This window comes from Krasilnikovia cinnamomea, from assembly GCF_004217545.1.
GTDB lineage: Bacteria > Actinomycetota > Actinomycetes > Mycobacteriales > Micromonosporaceae > Actinoplanes > Actinoplanes cinnamomeus.
This window is the reverse complement of sequence record NZ_SHKY01000001.1, coordinates 5,120,269-5,141,521: the sequence shown is the minus strand read 5'-3', so window position 1 is coordinate 5,141,521 and position 21,253 is coordinate 5,120,269. Positions and strand designations below refer to the sequence as shown.

Sequence of the window (21,253 nt, the reverse complement as noted above, 5' to 3'; positions counted from 1 at the left end):
GCCGTACCCCCGGACGGAGGCCCCGTTATGGGCGCACGTACCTGGCCGAACCTGCTGAGCGCACTGCTGCGCGGCGAGGAGCTGTCGACCCAGGACACCGCCTGGGCGATGGGCGAGATCATGACCGGCAGCGCCACCCCGGTCCAGGTCGCGGGGTTCGCGGTGGCGCTGCGCGCCAAGGGTGAGAGCCCCGCGGAGCTGGCCGGCCTGGTCGAGGCGATGCTCCGCAACGCCACCCTGGTCCCGCTCCCCGACGACGTGCGCGCCGACGCGGTGGACGTGGTGGGCACCGGCGGTGACCGGGCCCACACAGTGAACATCTCCACTATGGCGGCGGTCGTGGTGGCCGCCAGCGGGGTGCGGGTGGTCAAGCACGGCAACCGGGCGGCCTCCTCCGCCTGCGGCACCGCGGACCTGCTGGAGCACTTCGGCATCCCCCTCGACCTGGGCCCCGAGGGGGTCGTGCGCACGGTGCACGAGGCGGGCATCGGCTTCTGTTTCGCGGCCCGCTACCACCCCGGGATGCGGCACGCCGCGGTCACCCGCCGCGAGCTGGCCGTGCCGACCTTCTTCAACATGCTGGGCCCGCTGACCAACCCCGCGCGGCCGCGCTCGGCCGCGGTCGGCTGCTTCGACCTGCGGATGGCCCCGGTGATGGCCCACGTCTTCGCCCGCCGCGGCGACTCGGCCCTGGTGATGCGCGGTGAGGACGGCCTGGACGAGTTCACCACGGCCGCGCCCACCCGGGTCTGGATCGCCCGCGCCGGCACGGTCGAGGAGGCCCTGGTGGACGCCACCGACCTGGGGCTGCCGCGCAGCTCCCCCGGGGATCTGCGCGGCGGCGACGCGGCGTTCAACGCGGACGTGGCGGTGCGGGTGTTCGGCGGCGAGACGGGGCCGGTCCGCGACGCGGTGCTGCTCAACGCGGCCGCGGCGCTGACCGCGCACGCGGGATTCCCGGGCGTCTTCGCGGACGACCTGCGGGCGGGCATCGCGCGCGCCGCGGCGACGGTGGACTCCGGCGCGGCGACGGCCCTGCTGGAGCGTTGGGTGGCGGCGGCCCGCGCGGCGAAGGCCGCGGAGCCCGCCTGAGGGGATGATCACGCCCGGCCGGGCTGTGCAAAAGATCATCTTCGGTACGGCCTGAGCTGCCGCGCGACACGCCGGTCAGCGTCCACCGCTGTGCCCCGTTCGCATGACAGCGTTTTACCAGGATTCGGGTAATTCCACCTTCCGGCGAAGAGGAGACACCCGTGCGAGAACGCGAGATGCACTGCGTGACATGCCGGCGCGACATGTTGTTCGAGATGGCGACCGGCGAGGACGCCGACGACTGCCCCGAGCTGATCTGCACCGGCTGCGGCATGGCGGAGGTGCTGGTCCCCGCCACCCTGCGGGTGTGGACCCAGCCCTACGGCACGCGGGGCCACCGGGTGGCTCCGCAGCAGCGCCGCGCCGCCTGAGCAACGACGACGGCCCGCGCCCCAGGTCGGGGCGCGGGCCGTGGCGTTGCGTACCGGGTCAGTGCTCGGCGGGGTGCCGGGTCCCGGAGTAGTACTCGAAGAGCAGGCCGCTGGACGCGAGGATGACCGCGACGAGCCCCGCGGCGACCAGCCACCACATCACGTACACCAGGCCGACCGCGGCGACGGCCGCCGCCAGCGCCACCCCGAACGGCCAGTAGCTGCCGGGGCTGAAGAAGCCGATCTCCCCGGCGCCCTCGGCGATCTCGCCGTCGGGCCGGTCCTCCGGGCGCAGGTCGATGCGGCGCGCCACGAACCAGAAGAACCCGCCGCACATCGCGCAGAGCAGTCCGGACAGGATCAGCGCCACGGTGCCGACCCACTCCGTCTGGTTGTTCGCGAGGTGCGTCCACACCCCGTACACAGCGGCGGCGCCGAACAGGAAGAGAGCTACCCCACTGAAGATCTTGTATTCGGTCTTCATCTGGTCCCTACTTCCCGATGGCTGTCTGCGGCTGGTACCAGCTCTGCTCCTGCCGCCGCGTGTCGAGCGGCTTGGTCGTCACCGCGAAGGCGTTGTCACCGGTGAAGCCGATGACGGCCATCGCCTCCGGCGTGGTGGAACCGGCCACCTTCGCCTTGATGAACTGATCGAACCGCTCGGGCGACACCACGACCAGCTCGAACTGCATGAAGGCGTGGTACGTCCCGCACAGCTCCGCGCACCGGCCGACGTAGCGGCCCTCCTTGTCGAAGGTCACCTCGAACACGTTGCGGGTGCTGCCGGGGAAGACGTCGCGCTTGAACAGCATTTCCGGCACCCAGAACGAGTGGATGACGTCCTTGCTGGTCTCCTCGAACCGGATCGTCTTGCCGGTGGGCACCACGAGCAGCGGGATCACATCGGCGGAGCCCACGGTGGACGCCACCGTGCGCCCGTCCGGGCCCTGGCCCTCGCGGTAGTTGAACTGCCAGTTCCACTTGAACGCGACGACCTCGACGACCTGGTCGGGGTTCTTCGACAGCTTGTCGACGCTGGTCTGCACGATCGCGGTGTAGTAGAAGAGGATCGCGACCACCAGCACCGGCGTGACCGTGTAGAGGACCTCCATCGGCATGTTGAACCGGGTCTGCACGGGCAGCTCGTCGCCGCGCTTGCGATACCGGATGATGCACCAGAAGATCAGGCCCCACACGAAGAAACCGACCACGAGCGCCGCGATCACCGACGCGATCCAGAGGTCGTACATCTGGTGGCCCTGCGGCGTGATGCCCGTGCCCGGCCATCCGAAGTAGCCGAACTTGGCACCGATGCTGTCCGCGGAACAGCCCGCGAGCAGGGTCAGCAGCAACGCCCCACCGACGCCGAGCCCGGCGAGCCGGACTGCTCGTGGCCGTGCGGCCGAACTCTTTTCGCCCACCTGCTCCTGCCTCCTATGCAGCGCCGCCTGGCGCCGAGCCCCTTTGAGCGCCTGCCGGGCCCCCACGAGCGCCTGCCAGGCGCTGATTCCGGACACCGGCGGCAAGGCGTCACCGACGGTCGCACATTACTCGACCAGGCCCTACCGTCCCGTTGCGGGGGTCCGATCTTCGGCTCACCCAGGCGCTGCACCGACAAGCTGGACGATACCGTTCCAGAGGTGGAATACACGTCCGATCGCGCCCGCGCCGCGACCTACCTGGACGCGGCCACCGCCGCACCGCTGCACCCGGTGGCCCGCCAGGCGCTGCTGGCGGCGCTGGAGGACGGCTGGGCCGACCCCGACCGCCTGTACGCGGGCGCCCGCCGCGCCCGGCAACTGCTGGACGCGGCGCACGGCGCGATCGCCGAGGTGCTCGGCGTACGCCCGGACGAGGTGAGCTTCACGGCCAGCGGCACCGCCGCGGTGCACGCCGGGATCCTGGGTGGGCTGGCCGGACGGCGCCGCGCGGGCACCCGGCTGATCCACTCCGCCGTCGAGCACTCCGCGGTGCTGCACGCCGCCGCGCTGCACGGCGACGCCGCCGAGGTCGGCGTGGACCGGCTCGGCCGGCTGGACCTGGACGCCTGGCGGGCGGCGGTGGCCGCCCCCGGGGTCGCCCTGGCCGCCCTGATCAGCGCGAGCCACGAGGTCGGCACGGTGCAGCCGGTGGCCGAGGCGGCGGGGGCGTGCGCGGACTCCGGGGTGCCGCTGCTGGTGGACGCGGCCCAGTCGCTCGGGCACACCGGCGTGCCGGCGGGCTGGTCGGTGCTGACCGGCAGCGCCCGCAAGTGGGGCGGGCCGCCCGGGGTGGGACTGCTGGTGGTCCGCAAGGGCGTGCGGTGGCTGGCGCCGTACCCCGGTGATGATCGTCACCGGCCGCATCCGGTCGGCGCGCTGGACCTGCCCGCGGTGGTCGCGGCCGCCGCGTCGCTGCGGGCCGTCGCCGCCGCGGCGACCGCCGAGGCGGCCCGGCTGTCCGCCCTGGTCGAGCGCGTCCGGGCGCGGGTCGCGTCGAGCGTGCCCGACGTCGAGGTGGTCGGCGACCCGGTGCGGCGGCTGCCGCACCTGGTCACCTTCTCCTGCCTGTACGTCGACGGCGAGGCGCTGCTGCACGCGCTGGACGCCGCCGGGTTCGCCGTCTCGTCGGGCTCGTCGTGCACCGCCTCCACCCTGCGGCCCAGCCACGTGCTGGAGGCGATGGGGGTGCTCAGCCACGGCAACGTCCGGGTCTCGCTGCACCGCGACACCACCGAGGAGGAGGTGGAACGGTTCCTGGCCGTGCTGCCCGGCATCGTGGCCGAGCTGCGCGCCGCCGCCGGGGTGAGCGGGCTGTGATCGTCCTGGACTGCCTGGGCCAGCGCTGCCCGCTGCCGGTGATCGCGCTGGCCCGGCGGCTGCCGCAGGTGCCGGTCGGCGAGGTGGTCCGGGTGCTGGCCGACGACCCGGCCGCGGCCAACGACATCCCGGCGTGGTGCCGCCTCAAGGGCCAGCAGTACGTCGGCGCGGCCGACGGCCCCGGCTACGACGTGCGCCGGGTCAGCTGAGGCACTCGACCACCTGCGTGACCGGGTCCGCGGCTCAGGCGGGCAGGTGGGGGATGACCTCGGCGGCGGCCTCGTCGCCGTACGAGTCGGCGAGGCGCTTGGCGAAGAAGTCGCTGCGGACGTCGTACTCCTGCGGGCCGACCGTCTCCAGCACCAGCGCGGCCAGCAGCGAGCCGACCTGCGCCGCCCGTTCCAGCCCCAGCCCCCAGCTCACGGCGGCGAAGAAGCCGGCCCGGAAGCCGTCGCCGACGCCGGTGGGGTCGCCCACCACCACGTCGCGGGCGACCGGCACGTGGATGCGCTCCAGGCCCTTGCCGGTGATCTCCACGCCGTCCTTGCCGAGCGTGGTGACCCGGATCTTGACGTGCTCGAGCACCTGCGCGTCGGTGAGCTCCGCCTTCGTCTCCAGCAGCGACTTCTCGTACTCGTTGGTGAGCAGGTAGTCGGCGCCGTCGATCAGGGTCAGCACGTCGCCGCCGTCCATGCGGGCGAGCTGCTGCGACGGGTCCGCCGCGAACGCGTAGCCCCGGTCCCGGCACTCCTGCGAGTGGCGGATCATCGCGGCGGGGTCGTTCGCGCTGATCAGCACGAGGTCGAGACCGCCCGCGCGCTGCGCGACCGGGGTCAGCTCGATGTTGCGGGCCTCGGACATGGCGCCCGCGTAGAACGAGGCGATCTGGTTGAGGTCGTCGTCGGTGGTGCAGACGAACCGCGCGGTGTGGGCGACCTCGCTGACGTGCACCGAGTCGCAGTCCACGCCGTGCCGCTCGAGCCACGAGCGGTAGTCGGCGAAGTCGGCGCCGACCGCGCCCAGCAGGATCGGGCTCAGGCCGAGCTGCCCCATCCCGAACGCGATGTTCGACGCGACCCCGCCACGCCGCACGACCAGGTCGTCGACGAGGAAGGACAGCGACACCTTGTGCAGCTGGTCCGCGATGAGCTGATCGGCGAACCTGCCGGGGAAGTGCATCAGGTGATCGGTGGCGATCGAGCCGGTGACGGCGATCTTCATGTGAACCCTCGTGGTCGGGTGCGGCGGGGGGATTACCGGGTGAGCGTACCGGTCCGAACCCAGCTGGCCACTCTTACGCCACTGGGCGGACGCAGCACGGCCGTCCCCGGTCACCGGGGACGGCCGTGTGGTGCGTCGGTGCGGGTGCGGCTCAGTGGAACGAGTCGCCGCAGGCGCAGGAGTTCTGCGCGTTCGGGTTGTCGATGGTGAAGCCCTGGGCGTCGATGCGGTCGGCGAAGTCGATCGTGGCACCGGCCAGATACGGCGCGCTCATCCGGTCGACGACCACCTCGACGCCGTCGAAGTCGGAGACGACGTCGCCGTCGAGCGAACGCTCGTCGAAGAAGAGCTGGTACCGCAGGCCCGAGCAGCCGCCCGGCTGCACGGCGATCCGCAGCCGCAGGTCGTCCCGGCCCTCCTGCTCGATCAGGGCCTTGACCTTCACAGCCGCGACGTCGGTCAGGATGACGCCGGTCGGCGCGGCGGCCGGGGCCTCGGTCGACTCGGTGTGCGCTTCAGTGGTCACGTGCGGTTCTCCCTGCGATGGCGGATGTGCGGCGGTAGAGAGTGCTGCCGTAGTCCACCAACGCTAACCCGCATCCCGGGCATTCCCAATTCGTGGGGCCGAGATGTCCGACACCGGCTCAACGGCTAAATTGCCGGGCCAGCCTGCCGGCGATCTCGCGCAGCCCCCGGTCCGGCTCGGCCAGCGCGGTGCGTTCGTCGCCGAAGTGCTCGACCAGCGAGTGCAGCTCGCTCACCCCGGCGCTCGCCGCCTCCCGGTGCCCGGTTTCGACCCGTCCGGCCACCACCACACACGGCAGGCCCCGGTCCCGGGCGCCGCCCGCGATCCCGGCGCACACCTTGCCGCGCAGCGACTGGTGGTCGAAGGCGCCCTCCCCGGTGAGCACCAGGTCGGCCGAGTCCAGCTCGGCGTCAAGGCCGATAAGGCCCATGACCAGGGCGATTCCGGACACGGTACGGCCGCCGAGGGCCAGCAGAGCGGCACCGATCCCGCCGGCCGCCCCGGCACCGGGTCGCGCGGCCAGGCCGGTCGTCCGGAAGGCATCCTCCAGGACCCCCGCGAAGTGCTCCAGTGCGGCGTCCAGGCGCAGCACGTCCGCCCGGGACGCGCCCTTCTGCGGGCCGTACACGCTGCTGGCGCCGTACAGGCCGGTCAGGGGGTTGTCGACGTCCGTGGCGGCGACCAGGGAGACCTGGCGCAGCTGCGGCGCCCCGGCCAGGCCGGCGGCGGCGGTGAGCGCGGCGCCGCCGTAGGGCAGGGCGTAGCCGGCCGCGTCGACGGGGCTCGCGCCGAGGGCGGCCAGCATCCCGGCGCCGCCGTCGTTGACCGCCGAACCGCCCAGGCCGACCACCACCTCGGCGGCGCCGGCCTCCACGGCGGCGGCCAGCAGCAGGCCCAGGCCGTAGGAGGTGGTGACGTTCGGGTCGCGTTCGGCGGCGGACAGCAGGTGCAGGCCGCACGCCTGGGCGCTCTCCACGTACGCCGTGGCGCCCACCAGCAGCAGCTCCCCCGGCACGGGGCGGCCCAGCGGGTCGACCGTACGGACCGGCACCCGGCGCCCGGGCAGCGCCTGCGCGAGGACCTCGACGAAGCCGGGGCCGCCGTCGGACAGCGGACGCCGGACGAGGTCGTCGGCGGGTGCCACGGCGCGCCAGCCCTCGGCCAGCGCGGCGGCCACACCGGGAGCGGGCAGCGTGCCCGCGAACTTGTCCGGGCAGATCAGGACGCGCACCCCCGGAACCTACCGGTCCAGGCGGACCGCTCCGCCAGGGCGCCCCGCCGCTCTCACCGGGCGGGCGGCCGGCGTGGGATAGGACACGATTTCTCGCGTGTGACGCTGTGGAAACATGGTGTTCGTGACGTCGACCTGGACCGAACCCTCCCCCACCGCGACCGCCCTGCTGCTGCTCGGCCACGGCTCCGACCCGGCCAGCGAGCGCGGGGTGGACTGCCCCGGCGACCTGCCGGCTCCCAGCGACCCCGGCCTGGTGGCCCGCGCCGAGGCGGCCAAGGCGGCGCTGGGTGACCGGGTCTTCGTGCTCGGCCACCACTACCAGCGCGACGAGGTCATCCGGTTCGCGGACGTGACGGGCGACTCGTTCAAGCTGGCCCGCGAGGCGGCGGCCCGGCCGGACGCGGAGTTCATCGTGTTCTGCGGCGTGCACTTCATGGCCGAGAGCGCGGACATCCTCACCGGCGACCACCAGCGCGTGGTGCTGCCGGATCTCGCGGCCGGGTGCTCGATGGCCGACATGGCGGTGCTCGGTCAGGTGGAGACCGCCTGGGACCTGTTCACCGACCTGGGGATCGCCGACTCGGTGGTCCCGGTGACGTACATGAACTCCTCGGCGGACATCAAGGGCTTCGTCGGCCGCAACTCCGGGGTGGTCTGCACCTCGTCGAACGCCAAGCGGGCGCTGACCTGGGCGTTCGAGCGGGGCGAGAAGGTGTTCTTCCTGCCCGACCAGCACCTGGGCCGCAACACCGCCGTGCTGGAGATGGGCTTCGACCTCGACGACTGCGTGCTGTACGACCCGCACAAGCCGCACGGCGGTCTCACCCCGGAGCAGCTGCGCGACGCCAAGATGATCCTGTGGCGGGGGCACTGCTCCGTGCACGGCCGCTTCACCCTGGACAGCGTCCGGGAGGTCCGCGAGCGGGTCCCCGGCGTCAACGTGCTCGTGCACCCGGAGTGCCGCCACGACGTGGTCCGCGCCGCCGACCAGGTGGGTTCGACGGAGTACATCATCAAGGCGCTGGAGGCCGCCCCGGCCGGTTCCGCGTGGGCGGTCGGCACGGAGCTGAACCTGGTCCGGCGGCTGGCGCTGGCCCACCCGGACAAACAGATCATGTTTTTGGACCGGACGGTCTGCTACTGCTCCACCATGAACCGCATCGACCTGCCCCACCTGGTGTGGGCGCTCGAGGAGCTGGTCGCCGGCCGGGTGCCGAACCAGATCACGGTCGATCCGGACACGGCACACCACGCCCGGGCGGCCCTGGATCAAATGCTCGCCCTGCCGTAGCTGAACGTCACGCAGCGTTACGTTGCGTCACCCGAGTGCGCCTCATGAAATCTTGAGTCATGCTTGAGATCAGCAATTCGTGCCATCCTGAGCATTCTGGTGGTTTCTGCAATCATCACTCAGCGCTATAGTGCCCGGGCGGCGCTTCCACGGGTCTCCCCCCGACCCCGGCGCCCCACCCCCGTTCCTACGGGCGCTGACGCCCCACGCTGGAGGTTGCGTTGACCAACGACGTCCTGGTCGTACACGGCGGCTCGCCGCTGCACGGACAGATCCGCGTCCGTGGCGCCAAGAACCTGGTCTCCAAGGCCATGGTGGCCGCCCTGCTGGGCGAAACCCCCAGCCGCCTGTACGACGTGCCGCGCATCCGCGACGTCGAGGTCGTCAGCGGGCTGCTCGAGCTGCACGGCGTCAAGGTCAGCGACGGCGCGGACGACGGCGAGCTCGTCATGGACCCCACCAACGTGGAGAGCGCCACCGCCGACGAGATCAACGTGCACGCCGGGTCCAGCCGGATCCCGATCCTGTTCTGCGGCCCGCTGCTGCACCGCCTCGGCCGGGCGTTCATCCCGGACCTCGGCGGCTGCCACATCGGCCCGCGCCCGATCGACTTCCACATCCAGGCACTGCGGCAGTTCGGGGCGATCGTCGACAAGACGCCCGAGGGCATGCACCTGACCGCGCCCAACGGGCTGCACGGCACGAAGCTGGAGCTGCCGTACCCGAGCGTCGGCGCCACCGAGCAGGTGCTGCTCACGGCCGTCCGGGCCGAGGGGGTCACGGAGCTGCGCAACGCCGCGGTCGAGCCGGAGATCATCGACCTGATCTGCGTCCTGCAGAAGATGGGCGCGATCATCACGGTGCACACCGACCGGGTCATCGAGATCAAGGGCGTGCCCCGCCTGCACGGCTACCAGCACAAGCCGATCCCGGACCGGATCGAGGCCGCGAGCTGGGCCGCGGCGGCGCTGGCCACCCGCGGCGAGATCGAGGTCCTGGGCGCGCAGCAGGCCGACATGATGACGTTCCTGAACGTGTTCCGCTCCGTGGGCGGGCAGTTCGAGGTCACCGACGCCCGCGCCACGCGTCCCGGCGTGCCCGGCACCGAGGGCGGCATCCGCTTCTGGCACCCCGGCGGCGAGCTGCAGGCCGTGGCGCTGGAGACCGACGTCCACCCGGGCCTCATGACCGACTGGCAGCAGCCCCTGGTGGTCGCGCTGACCCAGGCCCGCGGCCTGTCGATCGTGCACGAGACCGTGTACGAGCAGCGGCTGGGCTACACCGAGGCGCTGGGCAAGATGGGCGCCACGATCCAGGTGTACCGGGACTGCCTCGGCGGCACCCCCTGCCGGTTCGGCCGGCGCAACTTCAAGCACTCCGCGGTCATCGCCGGACCGGCCAAGCTGCACGCCGCCGACCTGGTCATCCCGGACCTGCGGGCCGGTTTCAGCCACCTGATCGCGGCGCTGGCCGCCGAGGGCACCTCCCGGGTGTACGGCGTGGACCTGATCAACCGCGGCTACGAGGACTTCGAGGGCAAGCTGGCGGCGCTCGGCGCCCGCAGCGAGCGGCTCTGACCGGCGGAGCGACGGCGGTGCGCGGCGAGGGTAACCCGGGCAGCTAGGCTTTGCGGGTGCCCTCGCTGTTTCGCCGCAAGTCCGCCGACGTCGTCACCGACGCCATCGAATCCGTGACGCCGGAGGCTGCCGAGCAGCCCCGGCCGAAGAACTACACCCCCAGCAAGAAAGAGCTGGGCCAGGCCACCCCGAAACGCGCCGCCACCGGCCGCCGGGTGTCCGAGGCCACTCCCCCGGCCAACCGGCGCGAGGCGTACAAGCAGATGCGCCAGCGCCAGCGCCAGGACCGGGCCGACGCCGCCGAGGGCATGCGCCAGGGCGACGAGCGGTACCTGCTGGCCCGCGACCGCGGCCCGGAACGGGCCCTGGTCCGCAACATCGTCGACTCCCGCCGTACGGTCGGCACCTGGTTCTTCGCTGGGGCGCTGATCGTCCTGGTCGGTTCGTCGGGGCGGATGCCGACCGTGGTGCAGCTGGGCGCGAACCTGCTCTGGCTACTGCTGGCGCTCGGTGTGATCGTGGACAGCGTCCTGATCGCCCGGCGGATCAAGCGGCTGATCGGCGAGCGGTTCCCGAAGACCACCCAGAAGATGGGGTCGCTGTACCTGTACGGCATCATGCGCGGGCTGACGTTCCGCAAGATGCGCGTCCCGAAGCCGCAGATCGAGATCGGCGCCACAATCTGACGACCCCGAGACACGAAACGGCCCGGCGCCAAATCGCCGGGCCGTTGTCGTCAGGACGCGGAGGCTCAGTCGATCACCGGGACCGCGGGGTAGCCGAAGGCCACACCCTCGCCGTACGACGTCGCCTGGCGCGCGCCCCAGCAGCTCACCGAGCCGGTCACCAGCTGGGCGCACGAGGTGGCGCCGTTGGTGGCGAACGCGGCGGCCGGCAGGATGCCGGCGCTGTTGTACACCACCTGCGGTACCGGCTCCACGGCCCGCAGCAGCCCGTTGCCGGTCTGCCCGCCGGCGCCCGCGCCGAAGCACCAGCCCTGCGCGTTCGGGCTCTTCACACAGGTGACGTCGCCGCCGCCGACCACCTTCGAGGGGGTCATGTTCGGCACGGCGGCCGGAGCGGACCGGCCCGTGGTGTCGCCGAGCCCGAGCTGGCCCGAGGCGTTGGCGCCGAAACACCACAGCGCTCTGGCCGGGGCCAGCGACACCGCGCAGGTGTGCGCCCGCCCCGCGCCGATGCTGCTGACCGCGGTCAGCCCGGGAACTCCGGTGGCCAGGGCACCCGAGCCGGGCGCGCCCAGCCGGGAGTCGGCCGGATCGCCGAAGCACCACACCGCGCCGGACTGCGGCACGGCGACCGAGTACTGGTTCACCGCGCACACGTGCCGGTCGCCCGCCGCGATCAGGGCGATGCCGGTCAGCCCGACGCCCGGGGCGGTGAGCACCTGGACCGGGACGGGGTGCGGCGCGGTGCCGGTCAGACCGGCGCCGAGCAGCCCGGAACGGCCGAAGCACCACAGGGTGCCCCCGCCCTTACGACCGCAGGTCACCTCGTGGCCCACCACCACGTCGGAGACGGACGTGAGAGCGACCTTGGCGACGCCGGCCGTGGGCGCGGGCGCCTGCCCGGCCTGGCCCGCGTCGTTGGCGCCCCAGCAGAACAGCTCGTTGACGGTGGTGGTGGCGCACGCCGTCGCACCACCGACGGCCACGGACCGGGCCACCGCGCCGTCGGGCAGCGCGACCCGCGCCGGTGCGGGCACCGGCATCCCGGCCGCGGCACCCGCGGCACCGAACCGGTTCGGCCCCCAGCACCACACGCCCGAGTCGCGGACCATGCAGTTCGCGTCCGCGCCCATGGCGATGCGGGTGGCGCCGTCGAGTCCCACGATCGACTCGCTCGGCTGCGACCGCAACTGGGTGGCGCCCGTACCGATCTGCCCCGAGCCGTTCGCGCCGAAGCACCACAGTGAGCCGTCGCGGGTCAGGGCGCAGCTCGTGTCGCCGGCCCCGGCGACGACCGAGGTGGCGGTGTCCAGGTTGAGCACCGACGCCGGATCCGAACGGTCCCGGCCGGTGCCGTCGCCCAGCTGGCCCGAACCGCCCGCGCCGAAGCACCGGGCCTGCCCGGACAGCAGCGTCACGCAGGTGTAGCGGTTGCCCGCGCTGACCGCGACCGCGTTGGGGACGGTGACCGCCGCCGGGGCCCCGGACGTGGTCGCCGGGCGGCCGAGCTGCCCGGCGTCGCCCGCCCCGAAACACGACACCGCCGCACCGGACAGCACGCAGGTGTGGTCGGCCCCGGCGCTGACCGCGGAGACCCCGGTCAGGCCCGCGACCCGGACCACGGTGCGCGCCGACGACGGGCTGCCGGAACGCTGGCCGTGGGCGTCCGCGCCCCAGCAGGCCAGCGTCGCGTCCGCCAGCACCGCACAGGCGTGCTGGCGGCCCACGGCGACGTCGGTCGCTGCGGCGGGCAGCGTCACCTTGACCGGGGTGGCGCTGGAGGTGGGCCCGCCGAGCTGGCCGGAGGAGCCGTCGCCGAAACACCACACCGAACCCGCGGCCACCGCGCACGTCGTGGCGCCGCCGGCCGCGAGCGCGGTGACCCCGGACAGGCCCGGCACCGCGGCGGGCAACGTTGCCGGCGCGCCCGGCGTCGCGCCCCAGCACCACACCGCTGCGCCACCGGCCACGGCGCACGCGTGGCGGTCGCCGGTGGCCACCCGGGTGACGCCGCCCAGGCCGGTCACCACGACCGGACCGGTGGCGGCCGCCACGGTCGAGCCGTCGCCGAGCTGGCGGCTGTCGTTCGCGCCCCAGCAGCGCACGCCGCCGTCCACGTGGACACCGCAGGCGAACGCCGCACCGACCGCGACCCCGCGCCACGGCGCGCTGGGCGCCGCCACGGACACCGCCGACAGCGCGGACCCCGAGCCGTCGGAGTAGATGGCCTGCACCTGGAAGCGGTACGCCCGCCCGTCGGTGAGTTCCCGGACGGTCATCTCGTCACCCGTACCCGAGCGCACCTCGACGCCGTCGCGCAGCACCCGCCAGCTGGTGGCCGGGTGGCCGGCCGCCTCGGTGAAGCTGAGCAGCGCCTCCTCGTGCCCGCTGACCACCTGCAGGGTGGGGGCGTCCGGGCCGGGCGAGACCGGGGTGCCGGTCACCGCCTGCGACTCACCCGACTCCACGCCGCGCCCGTCCAGGGCGGTGACGGTGTAGTGGTATGCGGTGCCGTTGTCCAGCGCGCCGTCGCGCACCGGCGACGTCGCGGTCTCGGCGACCAGCGCGCCGTCGCGGTACACCCGGTACCGGGCGGGGGCGGGCACCGGCATGTCCCAGCTCACGGTGACCTCGCTGTCGCCGGCGTCCGTGGCCACCCCGGTCGGGATGGCGGGCGGGATCGCCTGCGGGGTCACCGACACGGTCGGGGAAGGCGCGGACCGCTGGTCGTCGGCGCCGATCGCGACCAGGGCGTACGCGTACGTGACGCCGTTGACCGCCGAGGTGTCGACGAACAGGGTGTCGGTCTGGACGCCACCCAGCGGCAGCCCGTCGCGCAGCAGCTGCCAGCGGGTGATGCCGTTCGCGGCCGACCAGGAGAGGGTGACCTGGCTGTCGCCGGCGCCCGCGGCGAGGGCCGCCGGGGCGGGCGGGGCCGGGGCCGGCACGACGGCCGCGGCCGAACTCAGCGGTCCGGCCGCGCTGTTGGCGTTACGGGCCAGGAGCGTGTACTGGTACGTCGTTCCGTTGCTGAGCCCGGTGTCGGTGTGCGCCGTCGCCGTGCCGGGCAGCTCGGCGACCACGACCCCGTTGCGGCGCAGCTCGTACGCGGCCACCGAGCCGGCGGGCGCCGACCAGGTCAGCGCGGCGGCGCCGTCGCGGGCGCGGGCCACCAGCGACTCCGGCGCACCCGGCGGGGCCAGCGGCGTCGCAGCCCGCATCGGCGACAGGGCCGAGGACTGCCCGGCCACCACCACCTGCACCTGGTACTGGAGGGTGACGCCGTTGGCCAGGCCGCTGTCGGTGCTGCGCGTGGTCGGGGCGTAGACCGTACGCAGATATTTGCCGTTGCGGTAGAGCAGGTAGCGCTGCGCGCCGACGGTCGGCAGCCAGGCCAGGTCGACCCGGGCGTTGCCGGCCGTGGCGGTGAGCCCGAACGGGCTGCGCTGCTGCTCGACGGTCGGCACGGCCGTCACGTACACCGACTTCGAGGGCGAGCCGTTGCGGTTCAGCGACTGCAGGGTGAGCAGGTACGAGCGGCTGTTCACCAGGTTGGCGACCACGACCGTGCCCGCCGTGGCGGGAACCGTGGTGACCCGGACGCCGTTGCGCAGCACCCGCACCGAGGTGGCCAGCGCCGACGTCGGCTTGTTCCAGTTGAGCGTGACCTGGCTGTCCTGGTTGCGCAGCACCACGCCGGTCGGGGCGGGCGGCGCCGCCAGTGGGGTCACCGTCTTCACCGTCGTCCAGTCGGACTTCTTGCCACGCGAGTTGACGCTGCGGATCGCGTACCGGTAGCTGATGCCGTTGCGCACGCTGGTGGAGGACCACTTCGAGGCGCGCAGCTTCTTCACCACGACCACGCCGTTGCGCTTGATGTCCACGGCCACCGCGCCCCTGGGCAGGTGCCACGACAGGCTGACCCGGCCCACCCCGGCGGTCGCCGTGAACGACTTGGGCTTGGGCGGGGTGGTCGCGGCGACCGCGGCGACGCCGCTGGTGAGCAGCATGACGACGCAGGCCAGCGCGACGAACAGCAGACGACGCGGTCGGACTCGGATCAGCGGCACGTGCCCACACCCGAATCGGAGAAGGGCACGGTGGCGGGCTGCGCCTGCTGGAAGTCCCAGGCGTAGCCCCCGTCGCGCAGGCGCATGAAGAGCACGCCGAACAGCGCGGCCGACGTGTCGGCGTACTTGGATTCGGTGACCTGCTCGACGTCCGGGTGGTCGTCCAGGCCGTAGTTGTTGGCCCCGCCCGTGCCGACGATCCAGCTGCGCATGCCCTGCGACTCCGGCACCGCCGTGGGCGCCACCATGGTCGAGTTGTCGATCGCGGTGGCCCGCCCGAGCGGCGTGAAGCGCTGGTAGTTGTGGTCGTGCGCGGTCATGACGACGTCCACGCCGTTGTCGAGCAGGGTGTTCCAGACCGGGGTCATCGGCGCGTACGCGCCGTGGTGACCCAGCGAGTACAGCGGATGGTGCCAGTAGGCCAGGGTGCACCGGTTGGGGTGGGCGGCGAGGTCGTCCTTCAGCCACCGGATCATCGGGCTGGTGTCGGTGCACGGGGTGATCGGGGCGCACAGGTTCGAGTTGATGGCGATCAGGTGCCAGCTGCCGACGTCGTAGCTGTAGCTGCCCGGCACGCCGTACGGGGTGTCCTTGTGCGCGGCGGCACCGAAGTACTCGTAGTAGCCCTGCCCGCTCGGCGTCTTGTACTCGTGGTTGCCCGGGACGGGCCGGCTGATCGCCTTGTACGGGCCGAAGAACTGGTCGTACACGTTGATGAACTCGTCCAGCCGGCCGTCCTCGTACTGCAGGTCGCCCAGCGGCAGGAACGCGTGCAGGCGCCGCCCGGCGAGCTGCGCGGCGACGGAGTCCTGCCGGCAACCGGCGGGGCTGCCCTCGCCGCCGCGGTACACCGGGTTCGTGGGCGCGCAGGAGATGTCGCCGACGATCGCGATGAGCTGGCCCTCCGAGGTCGAGAGCGGCTGCGCCGCGGCCGTGCGCCCGGGCGCGGCGGCGCGCACGGTCACCACCGCCGCCGAGGCCACCGTGGGCACGAGGACAACCGCCGCGAGCACGGCGAGCAGCGTCGCTCGCCCGCCCCGGCGACGCAGCCAGAGGTGGTTCATGCGGGCCACGGTGGCGGGTGATGGGAGCACACCGGTTGCGGCCCGGGTGCGACAACGGTGCCACCGGCCGCCGCACCACACCCGCACCCCGGCATGCACCGATCGGCTCCGCGCCGCGACCACGCTGGCGAGGTCGGAGAGGCGCGGCCTGCGATTCGGGGGACGGACAGGTGTACGTATCGGTGCGCGACCGCCCAGCGGCCGCGGGAGGCGCCGCGGGCCGCGTCGCCACCACGGTACTGCTGCTCGGCGTCGTCAGCCTGCTCACCGACATCTCCTCCGAGATGGTCGCGGCGGTCCTGCCGCTGTACCTCACCGCGCAGGCCGGGCTCGGCTACCTCGGGTACGGCCTGGTCGACGGCGCCTACCAGGGCGTCAGCGCGCTGGTCCGGATGGTCGGCGGGTACGCGGGCGACCGCAGCGACCGCGCCAAGTGGATCGCGGTGATCGGGTACGGCGTGTCCGCGCTCAGCCGGATCGCCCTGCTGCCCGCGCACGGCCTGGCCGCCATCACCGCCGTGATCACGGCGGACCGGCTCGGCAAGGGGCTGCGGACCGCGCCACGCGACGCGCTGATCGCCGCCGCCTCCCCGCCGCACGCGCTGGGCCGGGCGTTCGGGGTGCACCGGATGCTGGACACGATCGGTGCCGCGCTCGGGCCGCTCGTCGCGTTCCTGCTGCTGGCCGCCGTGCCCCAGGGCTACAACGCGGTGTTCGTGGTGGCGTTCGCGGTCGCCGCGGTCGGCCTGGCCGTCCTGGTCCTGCTGGTGCCGGACCGGCGCACCAACCGGGGCACCCGGGTGCGGCTGGGCGACATCCTGCGCGAGGTGACCGGAGCCCGGCTGCGCCGCCCGCTGCTGGCCTGCGCGCTGCTCGGCGCGGTCACCATCGGCGACGGCTTCCTCTATCTGGTGCTGCAGCAGCAGGATGAGCTGGACGTCCGGTGGTTCCCGCTGCTGTTCGTCGGCACGAACGTGGCGTACCTGCTGCTGGCGCTGCCGCTGGGCCGCCTGGCCGACCGGGTGGGCCGGGCCCGGGTCCTGCTGGCTGGCCACGTCGCGCTGCTGGCCGTCTACCTCGTGGCCGCGGGTCCGGTCCGCGGGCCGGTCACGATCGTGGCCGTGCTGGCGCTGCTGGGTACGTTCTACGCGGCCACCGACGGCGTCCTGCCCGCCCTGGTGAGCCGCCTGGTCTCCGCCGAGACCCGGACCAGCGGCATCGCCGCCGCCCAGACCGTCACGGTTGTCGCCCGTTTCGCCTCGTCGGTCGCGTTCGGTGCACTATGGTCGGCCGTCGGGGCACGTCCGGGCCTGCTGGCGTTCGCGCTGCTGCTGGCCGCGGCGCTGCCGGTGGCCGCCGTGCTGCTGCGCGGCGCCGGCCGCACGCCGCTGCCGTCCGGCGCCGCGGCCGCCTCCCCCGAACCGGCCGGAAGCCCGTGAACCACGAGCCGTCGGCGGCCCCGGACCCGACGCCGGGACGGGACGGCGACGGGCCCGAACGGAGACCGATGAACGACGGCGCGGCCCACGACCCGGGCGAGACCGGACCCGGCGGACGGGGCCGCGCGCGGCTGCTGGCCGTCGTCGCCGTCACGGTGCTGGCCGCGGTCGGCGCGTCCGCGTACGTGGTGCATGCCCGCCGGGAATCCCAGCGCGCGACCGAACGGGCGCCGCACGCCGCCACCGGCGGCGACTGGGCGTCGGTGTCGGCCGGACCGCACGTGGTGTTCCGCAACACCGGCGCCGGGCCCGACCAGGGCAAGGTCGCCGTGGCGCCGCTGACCGACCCGGCCGGCCCGCGGGCGCTCACCCCGGCGAGCTGCGACCGGGTGTACGCCACCCGGGCCCGCGCGGTGTGCCTGTCCGCGCACACCGTCCTGACCACCCGCAGCTACCAGGTGCGGCTGCTGCGGCCCGACTGGTCCACCGAGCGGGACCTGGGCAAGCTGACCGGCCTGTACAGCCGCACCCGGCTCGCCCCCGACGCCGGGCACGCCGCGGTCACGGCCTTCGTGTACGGCGACTCGTACACCAGCCCCGGCAAGTTCTCCACCCGCACCACGATCACCCCGGCGGCCGGCGGCGCACCCCTCGACCTGGAGAAGTTCGAACTGGTCGTGGACGGGAAGGTGCGGCGCGACCGGGACCGCAACTTCTGGGGCGTGACGTTCGCGGACGGTGACCGCTTCTACGCCACCGCCCTGGCCGGCGGCAAGACCTGGCTGGCGCGCGGCAGCGTCGCCGCCCGGCGGCTCACCGCCCTGTACGAGGACGTGGAATGCCCGTCGCTGTCCCCGGACGGCACCCGGATCGCGTACAAGAAGCACGGCGATCTGCCCGACGGCCAGTGGCGGCTCACCGTGCTCGACCTCGCGACCGGGCGGCAGACCCCGCTGGCCGAAACCCGCAGCGTCGACGACCAGCCGGAATGGCTCGACGACCAGCACGTCCTGTATGGCCTGCAGTCCGGCCCCATGGCCGCCCGGACCACGGACGTGTGGGTGGCCGACGCGGACGGCGGCGGCACCCCGAGCCTGTTCATCCCCAACGCCTGGTCGCCCGCCGTCGTCCGCTGAGCCCGCCGCTCCGCCCGTTCCAGGCTGAGCTTCTAACCGGCGGCCGGGTCCGGCGGCCGATCCCGGTAGAGCCGGGCCACCACGTCCTCGATGTCCGGCTCCACCAGCGACAGATCGCGCAGCGAACCCAGCGCGGTCAACGCGGCGACCACCGCCCCCGCCGACGCCGACTCCAGCGCGAAGCTCACCCGGTGCCCGTCGGCCTCGACCGCGGACACCGCCGCGCCGTCCACGGCGAACCCGGGCGGCAGCGGGGCGTCGAGGTCGGCGACCAGACGGCGGCGCGAGCCGTACCGGGTGTGCAGGGCGTCGATCGTCCCGTCGTGCACCACCCGGCCGTGGTCGATCACCACGAGCCGGTGGCAGAGCCGTTCGATGTCGGCCAGGTCGTGGGTGGTGAGCACCAGCGTCACGTCGCCGGCCGCGCCCAGCTCCGCCAGGAACGAGCGCACCGCCCGCTTGCTCGTCACGTCCAGGCCGATGGTCGGCTCGTCGAGGAACAGCACCTCGGGGCCGTGCAGCAGCGCCGCGGTCAGCTCACCGCGCATCCGCTGGCCCAGCGACAGCTGCCGGACCGGGGTGTCCAGGAACTCGTCCAGATCCAGCAACGCCCGGCAGCGGCGCAGCCGGGCCGCGTGGTCCGCGACCGGCACCCGGTAGACGTGCCGCAGCAGCGCGAACGACTCGCGCAGCGGCAGGTCCCACCACAGCTGCGAACGCTGACCGAAGACCACCCCGATGCGCAGCGCCAGCCGGGTCCGCTGCGGCACCGGGGTCAGCCCGCACACCGACACCTGGCCGGCCGACGGGGTGAGCACCCCGGTCAGCATCTTCAGCGTGGTCGACTTGCCCGCGCCGTTGGGGCCGATGTAGCCGAGCATCTCGCCCGGCTGGACGCACAGGTCCACCCCGGCGACGGCCGGCACGATCCGCTTCTCCCGGCGCAGCCGGCCGGCGCGTACCCGTACCGTGAAGTCCTTGCGCAGCCCCCGCGCCTCGATCACCGCGGCCATGACCGCCCACCTCCTCGCTCCCCCGTCATGCCCTCCTGGCCCTCGCTCCGCTCGGTGCAGTCGGTCACGACCCGGTGCTGCGGTACTGGCGGATCCCGGCCCGCCACGCGAGCGCGGCCACGCCGGCCACGATCAGCGCGACCAGCGGCGAGACGTACCCGGCCCAGGGCGGCAGGCCGAGCGGGTCGGTGAGACCCAGCAGGGCCAGCGCGGGCTGGTAGGCCACGAACGCGAAGCCCAGACCGTACGCGAACAGCGCCCGGAACCAGCCCTCGAAGACCGTGACCGGGTACGAGGCGAAGTCCCGCCCGCCGTACGTGAACGCACTGCCCAGCTCGCCCGAGTCCACCCACCAGAACGCCAGGCTGGCGCTCAGCACGAAGATCGAGCCGAAGAAGACCGCGCCGAACAGCGGGGCGGTGACCAGCAGCGCCAACCGCGCCGGGGTCCAGACGATCGGGTTCGCGTGCAGCGCGACGCCGAGCACCACGAGCGCCAGCACCAGTCGCAGCGCCTTGCGCAGCGGCAGATCCATGAGCATCAGCTGAGCGAGCACGCCGAGCGGGCGGAGCAGCACCGCGTCCAGGGTGCCCGCCCGCACGTACGTCTGCAGCCGGTCGATGTTGCCCACGCAGATGTCGGCCACCACGAACGCGCACGACGCCAGGCTCACCATGAGCAGCGCCTGGGCCAGCGTGAACCCGCCCACCCGCGGCGCGGGCCGGAACAGCACCACGACGGTGAGCACGTCCATCGCCGTGGCGCCGAGGTTGGTCGTCAGCTCCACCACGAACGACGCCCGGTAGGAGGCGGCGGCGCGGGCCTGGGCGGCCAGCAGTGCCGCGTACGCGAAAAGCCGTCCCTGGCGCTGCTCACCCACCCTGGGCCACCAGCCTGCGCTCCGCCCGGCGCTGCACCGCGGCGCATGCGGCCAGCAGCGCCCCGGCCCACACCACCTGCAACCCCACCAGGCCGGCCTGCAAGGCCGGCGGGTCGCGCTCGGTCAGCACGTCGAGCGGGGTCTGCAGCATTCCCGGGAACGGCGTGCCGACCCACAGCAGCACGGCGAGCCCGTGCGGGAGCAGTCGCAGCGGGAAGTACAACCCGGCCAGCGCGCCACCCGCGAGGGTCCACAGCATCACCGGCCCCCGGGCGTCATGCAGCCAGAACGCGGTCGCGTTCACCAGGAAGCGGCACCCGAAGCTGATCACCACGGCCAGCACGACGGACACCGCGAACAGCGGGACGGTCCACCAGCGCCCCGGTACGTAGAGGTCGAAGACAAGCGCCCCGACGAGCACCGGGGGCACGAACCGGGTCATCATCCGGTGCAGCGCCCGCCCCAGGTCCGGGGCGAGGTACGAGACCACCGGATGCACCGGGCGCAGCAGGTCCACGGTCACCTCGCCCGACCGGATGCGGTCGGACAGCTCCGACCACCCCAACAGGGCCACTACGGTGAGTAGCCCTTGGCCCACCCAGACGTACGTGACGAGCTGCGTCTCGTCGTATCCGGCCGGGCGGCCGTTAACCGTGGCCGCCGCGACGGCTAACAGTACGTAACAGCGCAGGAACCCGAAGACGATGTTCGTGAACGATCCGGCCATCGTGGCCTGCCGGTAGGACGCCCAGCGGCGGAAACCCGCCCAGACGAGCGCACCGAACGTCGTGGCCACCCCCCGGAACGGACGACGTGGAGAGATCGTCGGCACCCTGGCGTCCTGCCCGTCCACGC

General features: G+C 73.4%; 19 protein-coding genes. 9 read left to right on the top strand and 10 right to left on the bottom strand.

The genetic code is table 11. The features are described from left to right. The first annotated feature begins 27 nt into the window (after window positions 1–27). Window positions 28–1,092: an anthranilate phosphoribosyltransferase gene (gene trpD / locus EV385_RS23570; RefSeq protein WP_130511430.1), complete on the top strand. Its 1,065-nt coding sequence runs from the start codon at window positions 28–30 to the stop codon at window positions 1,090–1,092. A 161-nt stretch (window positions 1,093–1,253) separates the two neighbouring features. After that, window positions 1,254–1,463, top strand: a complete 210-nt coding sequence (locus EV385_RS23565) for a hypothetical protein (RefSeq protein ID WP_130511429.1) — start codon at window positions 1,254–1,256, stop codon at window positions 1,461–1,463. Window positions 1,464–1,521: 58 nt separating this feature from the next. Here the strand turns inward: EV385_RS23565 and EV385_RS23560 are convergent, their stop codons facing one another. Further along, on the bottom strand, window positions 1,522–1,947 hold the full coding sequence (locus EV385_RS23560) for a cytochrome c oxidase subunit 4 (protein WP_130511428.1): 426 nt from the start codon (window positions 1,945–1,947) through the stop codon (window positions 1,522–1,524). 7 nt (window positions 1,948–1,954) lie between these two features. Beyond that, on the bottom strand, window positions 1,955–2,884 hold the full coding sequence (ctaC, locus tag EV385_RS23555; protein WP_130511427.1) for an aa3-type cytochrome oxidase subunit II: 930 nt from the start codon (window positions 2,882–2,884) through the stop codon (window positions 1,955–1,957). 219 nt (window positions 2,885–3,103) lie between these two features. Here ctaC and EV385_RS23550 point away from each other — a divergent pair, with 219 nt between their 5' ends. Beyond that, the gene (locus tag EV385_RS23550) at window positions 3,104–4,261 is read left to right on the top strand and encodes a cysteine desulfurase family protein (RefSeq protein ID WP_242625039.1); all 1,158 of its coding nucleotides are present in this window, start codon (window positions 3,104–3,106) and stop codon (window positions 4,259–4,261) included. Further along, window positions 4,258–4,470: a sulfurtransferase TusA family protein gene (locus tag EV385_RS23545; protein WP_130511425.1), complete on the top strand. Its 213-nt coding sequence runs from the start codon at window positions 4,258–4,260 to the stop codon at window positions 4,468–4,470. The genes EV385_RS23550 and EV385_RS23545 overlap by 4 nt, the downstream gene beginning before the upstream one ends. Window positions 4,471–4,504: 34 nt before the next feature. On the opposite strand, the gene EV385_RS23540 is transcribed toward EV385_RS23545, so the two are convergent. The 3 genes from EV385_RS23540 to EV385_RS23530 form a co-directional block, all read right to left on the bottom strand. Beyond that, a complete protein-coding gene (locus EV385_RS23540) occupies window positions 4,505–5,482 on the bottom strand; it encodes a carbohydrate kinase family protein (protein WP_130511424.1) in 978 nt (325 codons plus the stop codon). Window positions 5,483–5,633: 151 nt separating this feature from the next. After that, the gene (erpA, locus tag EV385_RS23535; protein ID WP_130511423.1) at window positions 5,634–6,008 is read right to left on the bottom strand and encodes an iron-sulfur cluster insertion protein ErpA; all 375 of its coding nucleotides are present in this window, start codon (window positions 6,006–6,008) and stop codon (window positions 5,634–5,636) included. Window positions 6,009–6,126: 118 nt separating this feature from the next. Further along, complete coding sequence (locus EV385_RS23530; RefSeq protein ID WP_130511422.1) at window positions 6,127–7,239, bottom strand: glycerate kinase family protein; 1,113 nt, start codon at window positions 7,237–7,239, stop codon at window positions 6,127–6,129. Between the two features lie 115 nt (window positions 7,240–7,354). On the opposite strand from EV385_RS23530, the gene nadA reads away from it, so the two are divergent. From nadA to EV385_RS23515, 3 genes are all read left to right on the top strand, one after another. After that, window positions 7,355–8,533 carry a quinolinate synthase NadA gene (gene nadA, locus EV385_RS23525; RefSeq protein ID WP_130511421.1) on the top strand — a complete coding sequence of 393 codons (1,179 nt, stop codon included), beginning with the start codon at window positions 7,355–7,357 and terminating at the stop codon, window positions 8,531–8,533. Window positions 8,534–8,754: 221 nt separating this feature from the next. After that, the gene (gene murA / locus EV385_RS23520) at window positions 8,755–10,110 is read left to right on the top strand and encodes a UDP-N-acetylglucosamine 1-carboxyvinyltransferase (protein ID WP_130511420.1); all 1,356 of its coding nucleotides are present in this window, start codon (window positions 8,755–8,757) and stop codon (window positions 10,108–10,110) included. A 56-nt stretch (window positions 10,111–10,166) separates the two neighbouring features. Further along, window positions 10,167–10,796, top strand: a complete 630-nt coding sequence (locus EV385_RS23515; protein ID WP_130511419.1) for a DUF3043 domain-containing protein — start codon at window positions 10,167–10,169, stop codon at window positions 10,794–10,796. Between the two features lie 65 nt (window positions 10,797–10,861). Here the strand turns inward: EV385_RS23515 and EV385_RS23510 are convergent, their stop codons facing one another. Together EV385_RS23510 and EV385_RS23505 are read right to left on the bottom strand one after the other, a co-directional pair. Continuing rightward, a complete protein-coding gene (locus tag EV385_RS23510; protein ID WP_130511418.1) occupies window positions 10,862–14,866 on the bottom strand; it encodes a hypothetical protein in 4,005 nt (1,334 codons plus the stop codon). Then, window positions 14,857–15,930, bottom strand: a complete 1,074-nt coding sequence (locus EV385_RS23505; protein WP_130511417.1) for a metallophosphoesterase family protein — start codon at window positions 15,928–15,930, stop codon at window positions 14,857–14,859. The genes EV385_RS23510 and EV385_RS23505 overlap by 10 nt, the downstream gene beginning before the upstream one ends. Window positions 15,931–16,112: 182 nt before the next feature. Between EV385_RS23505 and EV385_RS23500 the strand changes: the two genes are divergently transcribed. Further along, window positions 16,113–17,369, top strand: a complete 1,257-nt coding sequence (locus tag EV385_RS23500) for an MFS transporter (RefSeq protein WP_242625038.1) — start codon at window positions 16,113–16,115, stop codon at window positions 17,367–17,369. Window positions 17,370–17,437: 68 nt separating this feature from the next. Beyond that, entirely contained in the window at window positions 17,438–18,505 is a 1,068-nt protein-coding gene (locus tag EV385_RS23495; RefSeq protein WP_130511415.1) for a TolB family protein, read from the top strand. Between the two features lie 32 nt (window positions 18,506–18,537). On the opposite strand, the gene EV385_RS23490 is transcribed toward EV385_RS23495, so the two are convergent. The 3 genes from EV385_RS23490 to EV385_RS23480 all read right to left on the bottom strand — a co-directional run bounded on the left by EV385_RS23490 (window position 18,538) and on the right by EV385_RS23480 (window position 21,251). Beyond that, window positions 18,538–19,518, bottom strand: coding sequence for an ABC transporter ATP-binding protein (locus EV385_RS23490; protein WP_130511414.1), 981 nt, complete (start codon window positions 19,516–19,518; stop codon window positions 18,538–18,540). A gap of 64 nt (window positions 19,519–19,582) precedes the next feature. After that, window positions 19,583–20,398: an ABC transporter permease gene (locus EV385_RS23485; protein ID WP_130511413.1), complete on the bottom strand. Its 816-nt coding sequence runs from the start codon at window positions 20,396–20,398 to the stop codon at window positions 19,583–19,585. Then, the gene (locus tag EV385_RS23480) at window positions 20,391–21,251 is read right to left on the bottom strand and encodes an ABC transporter permease (protein ID WP_242625037.1); all 861 of its coding nucleotides are present in this window, start codon (window positions 21,249–21,251) and stop codon (window positions 20,391–20,393) included. The genes EV385_RS23485 and EV385_RS23480 overlap by 8 nt, the downstream gene beginning before the upstream one ends. Window positions 21,252–21,253: the final 2 nt, after the last annotated feature.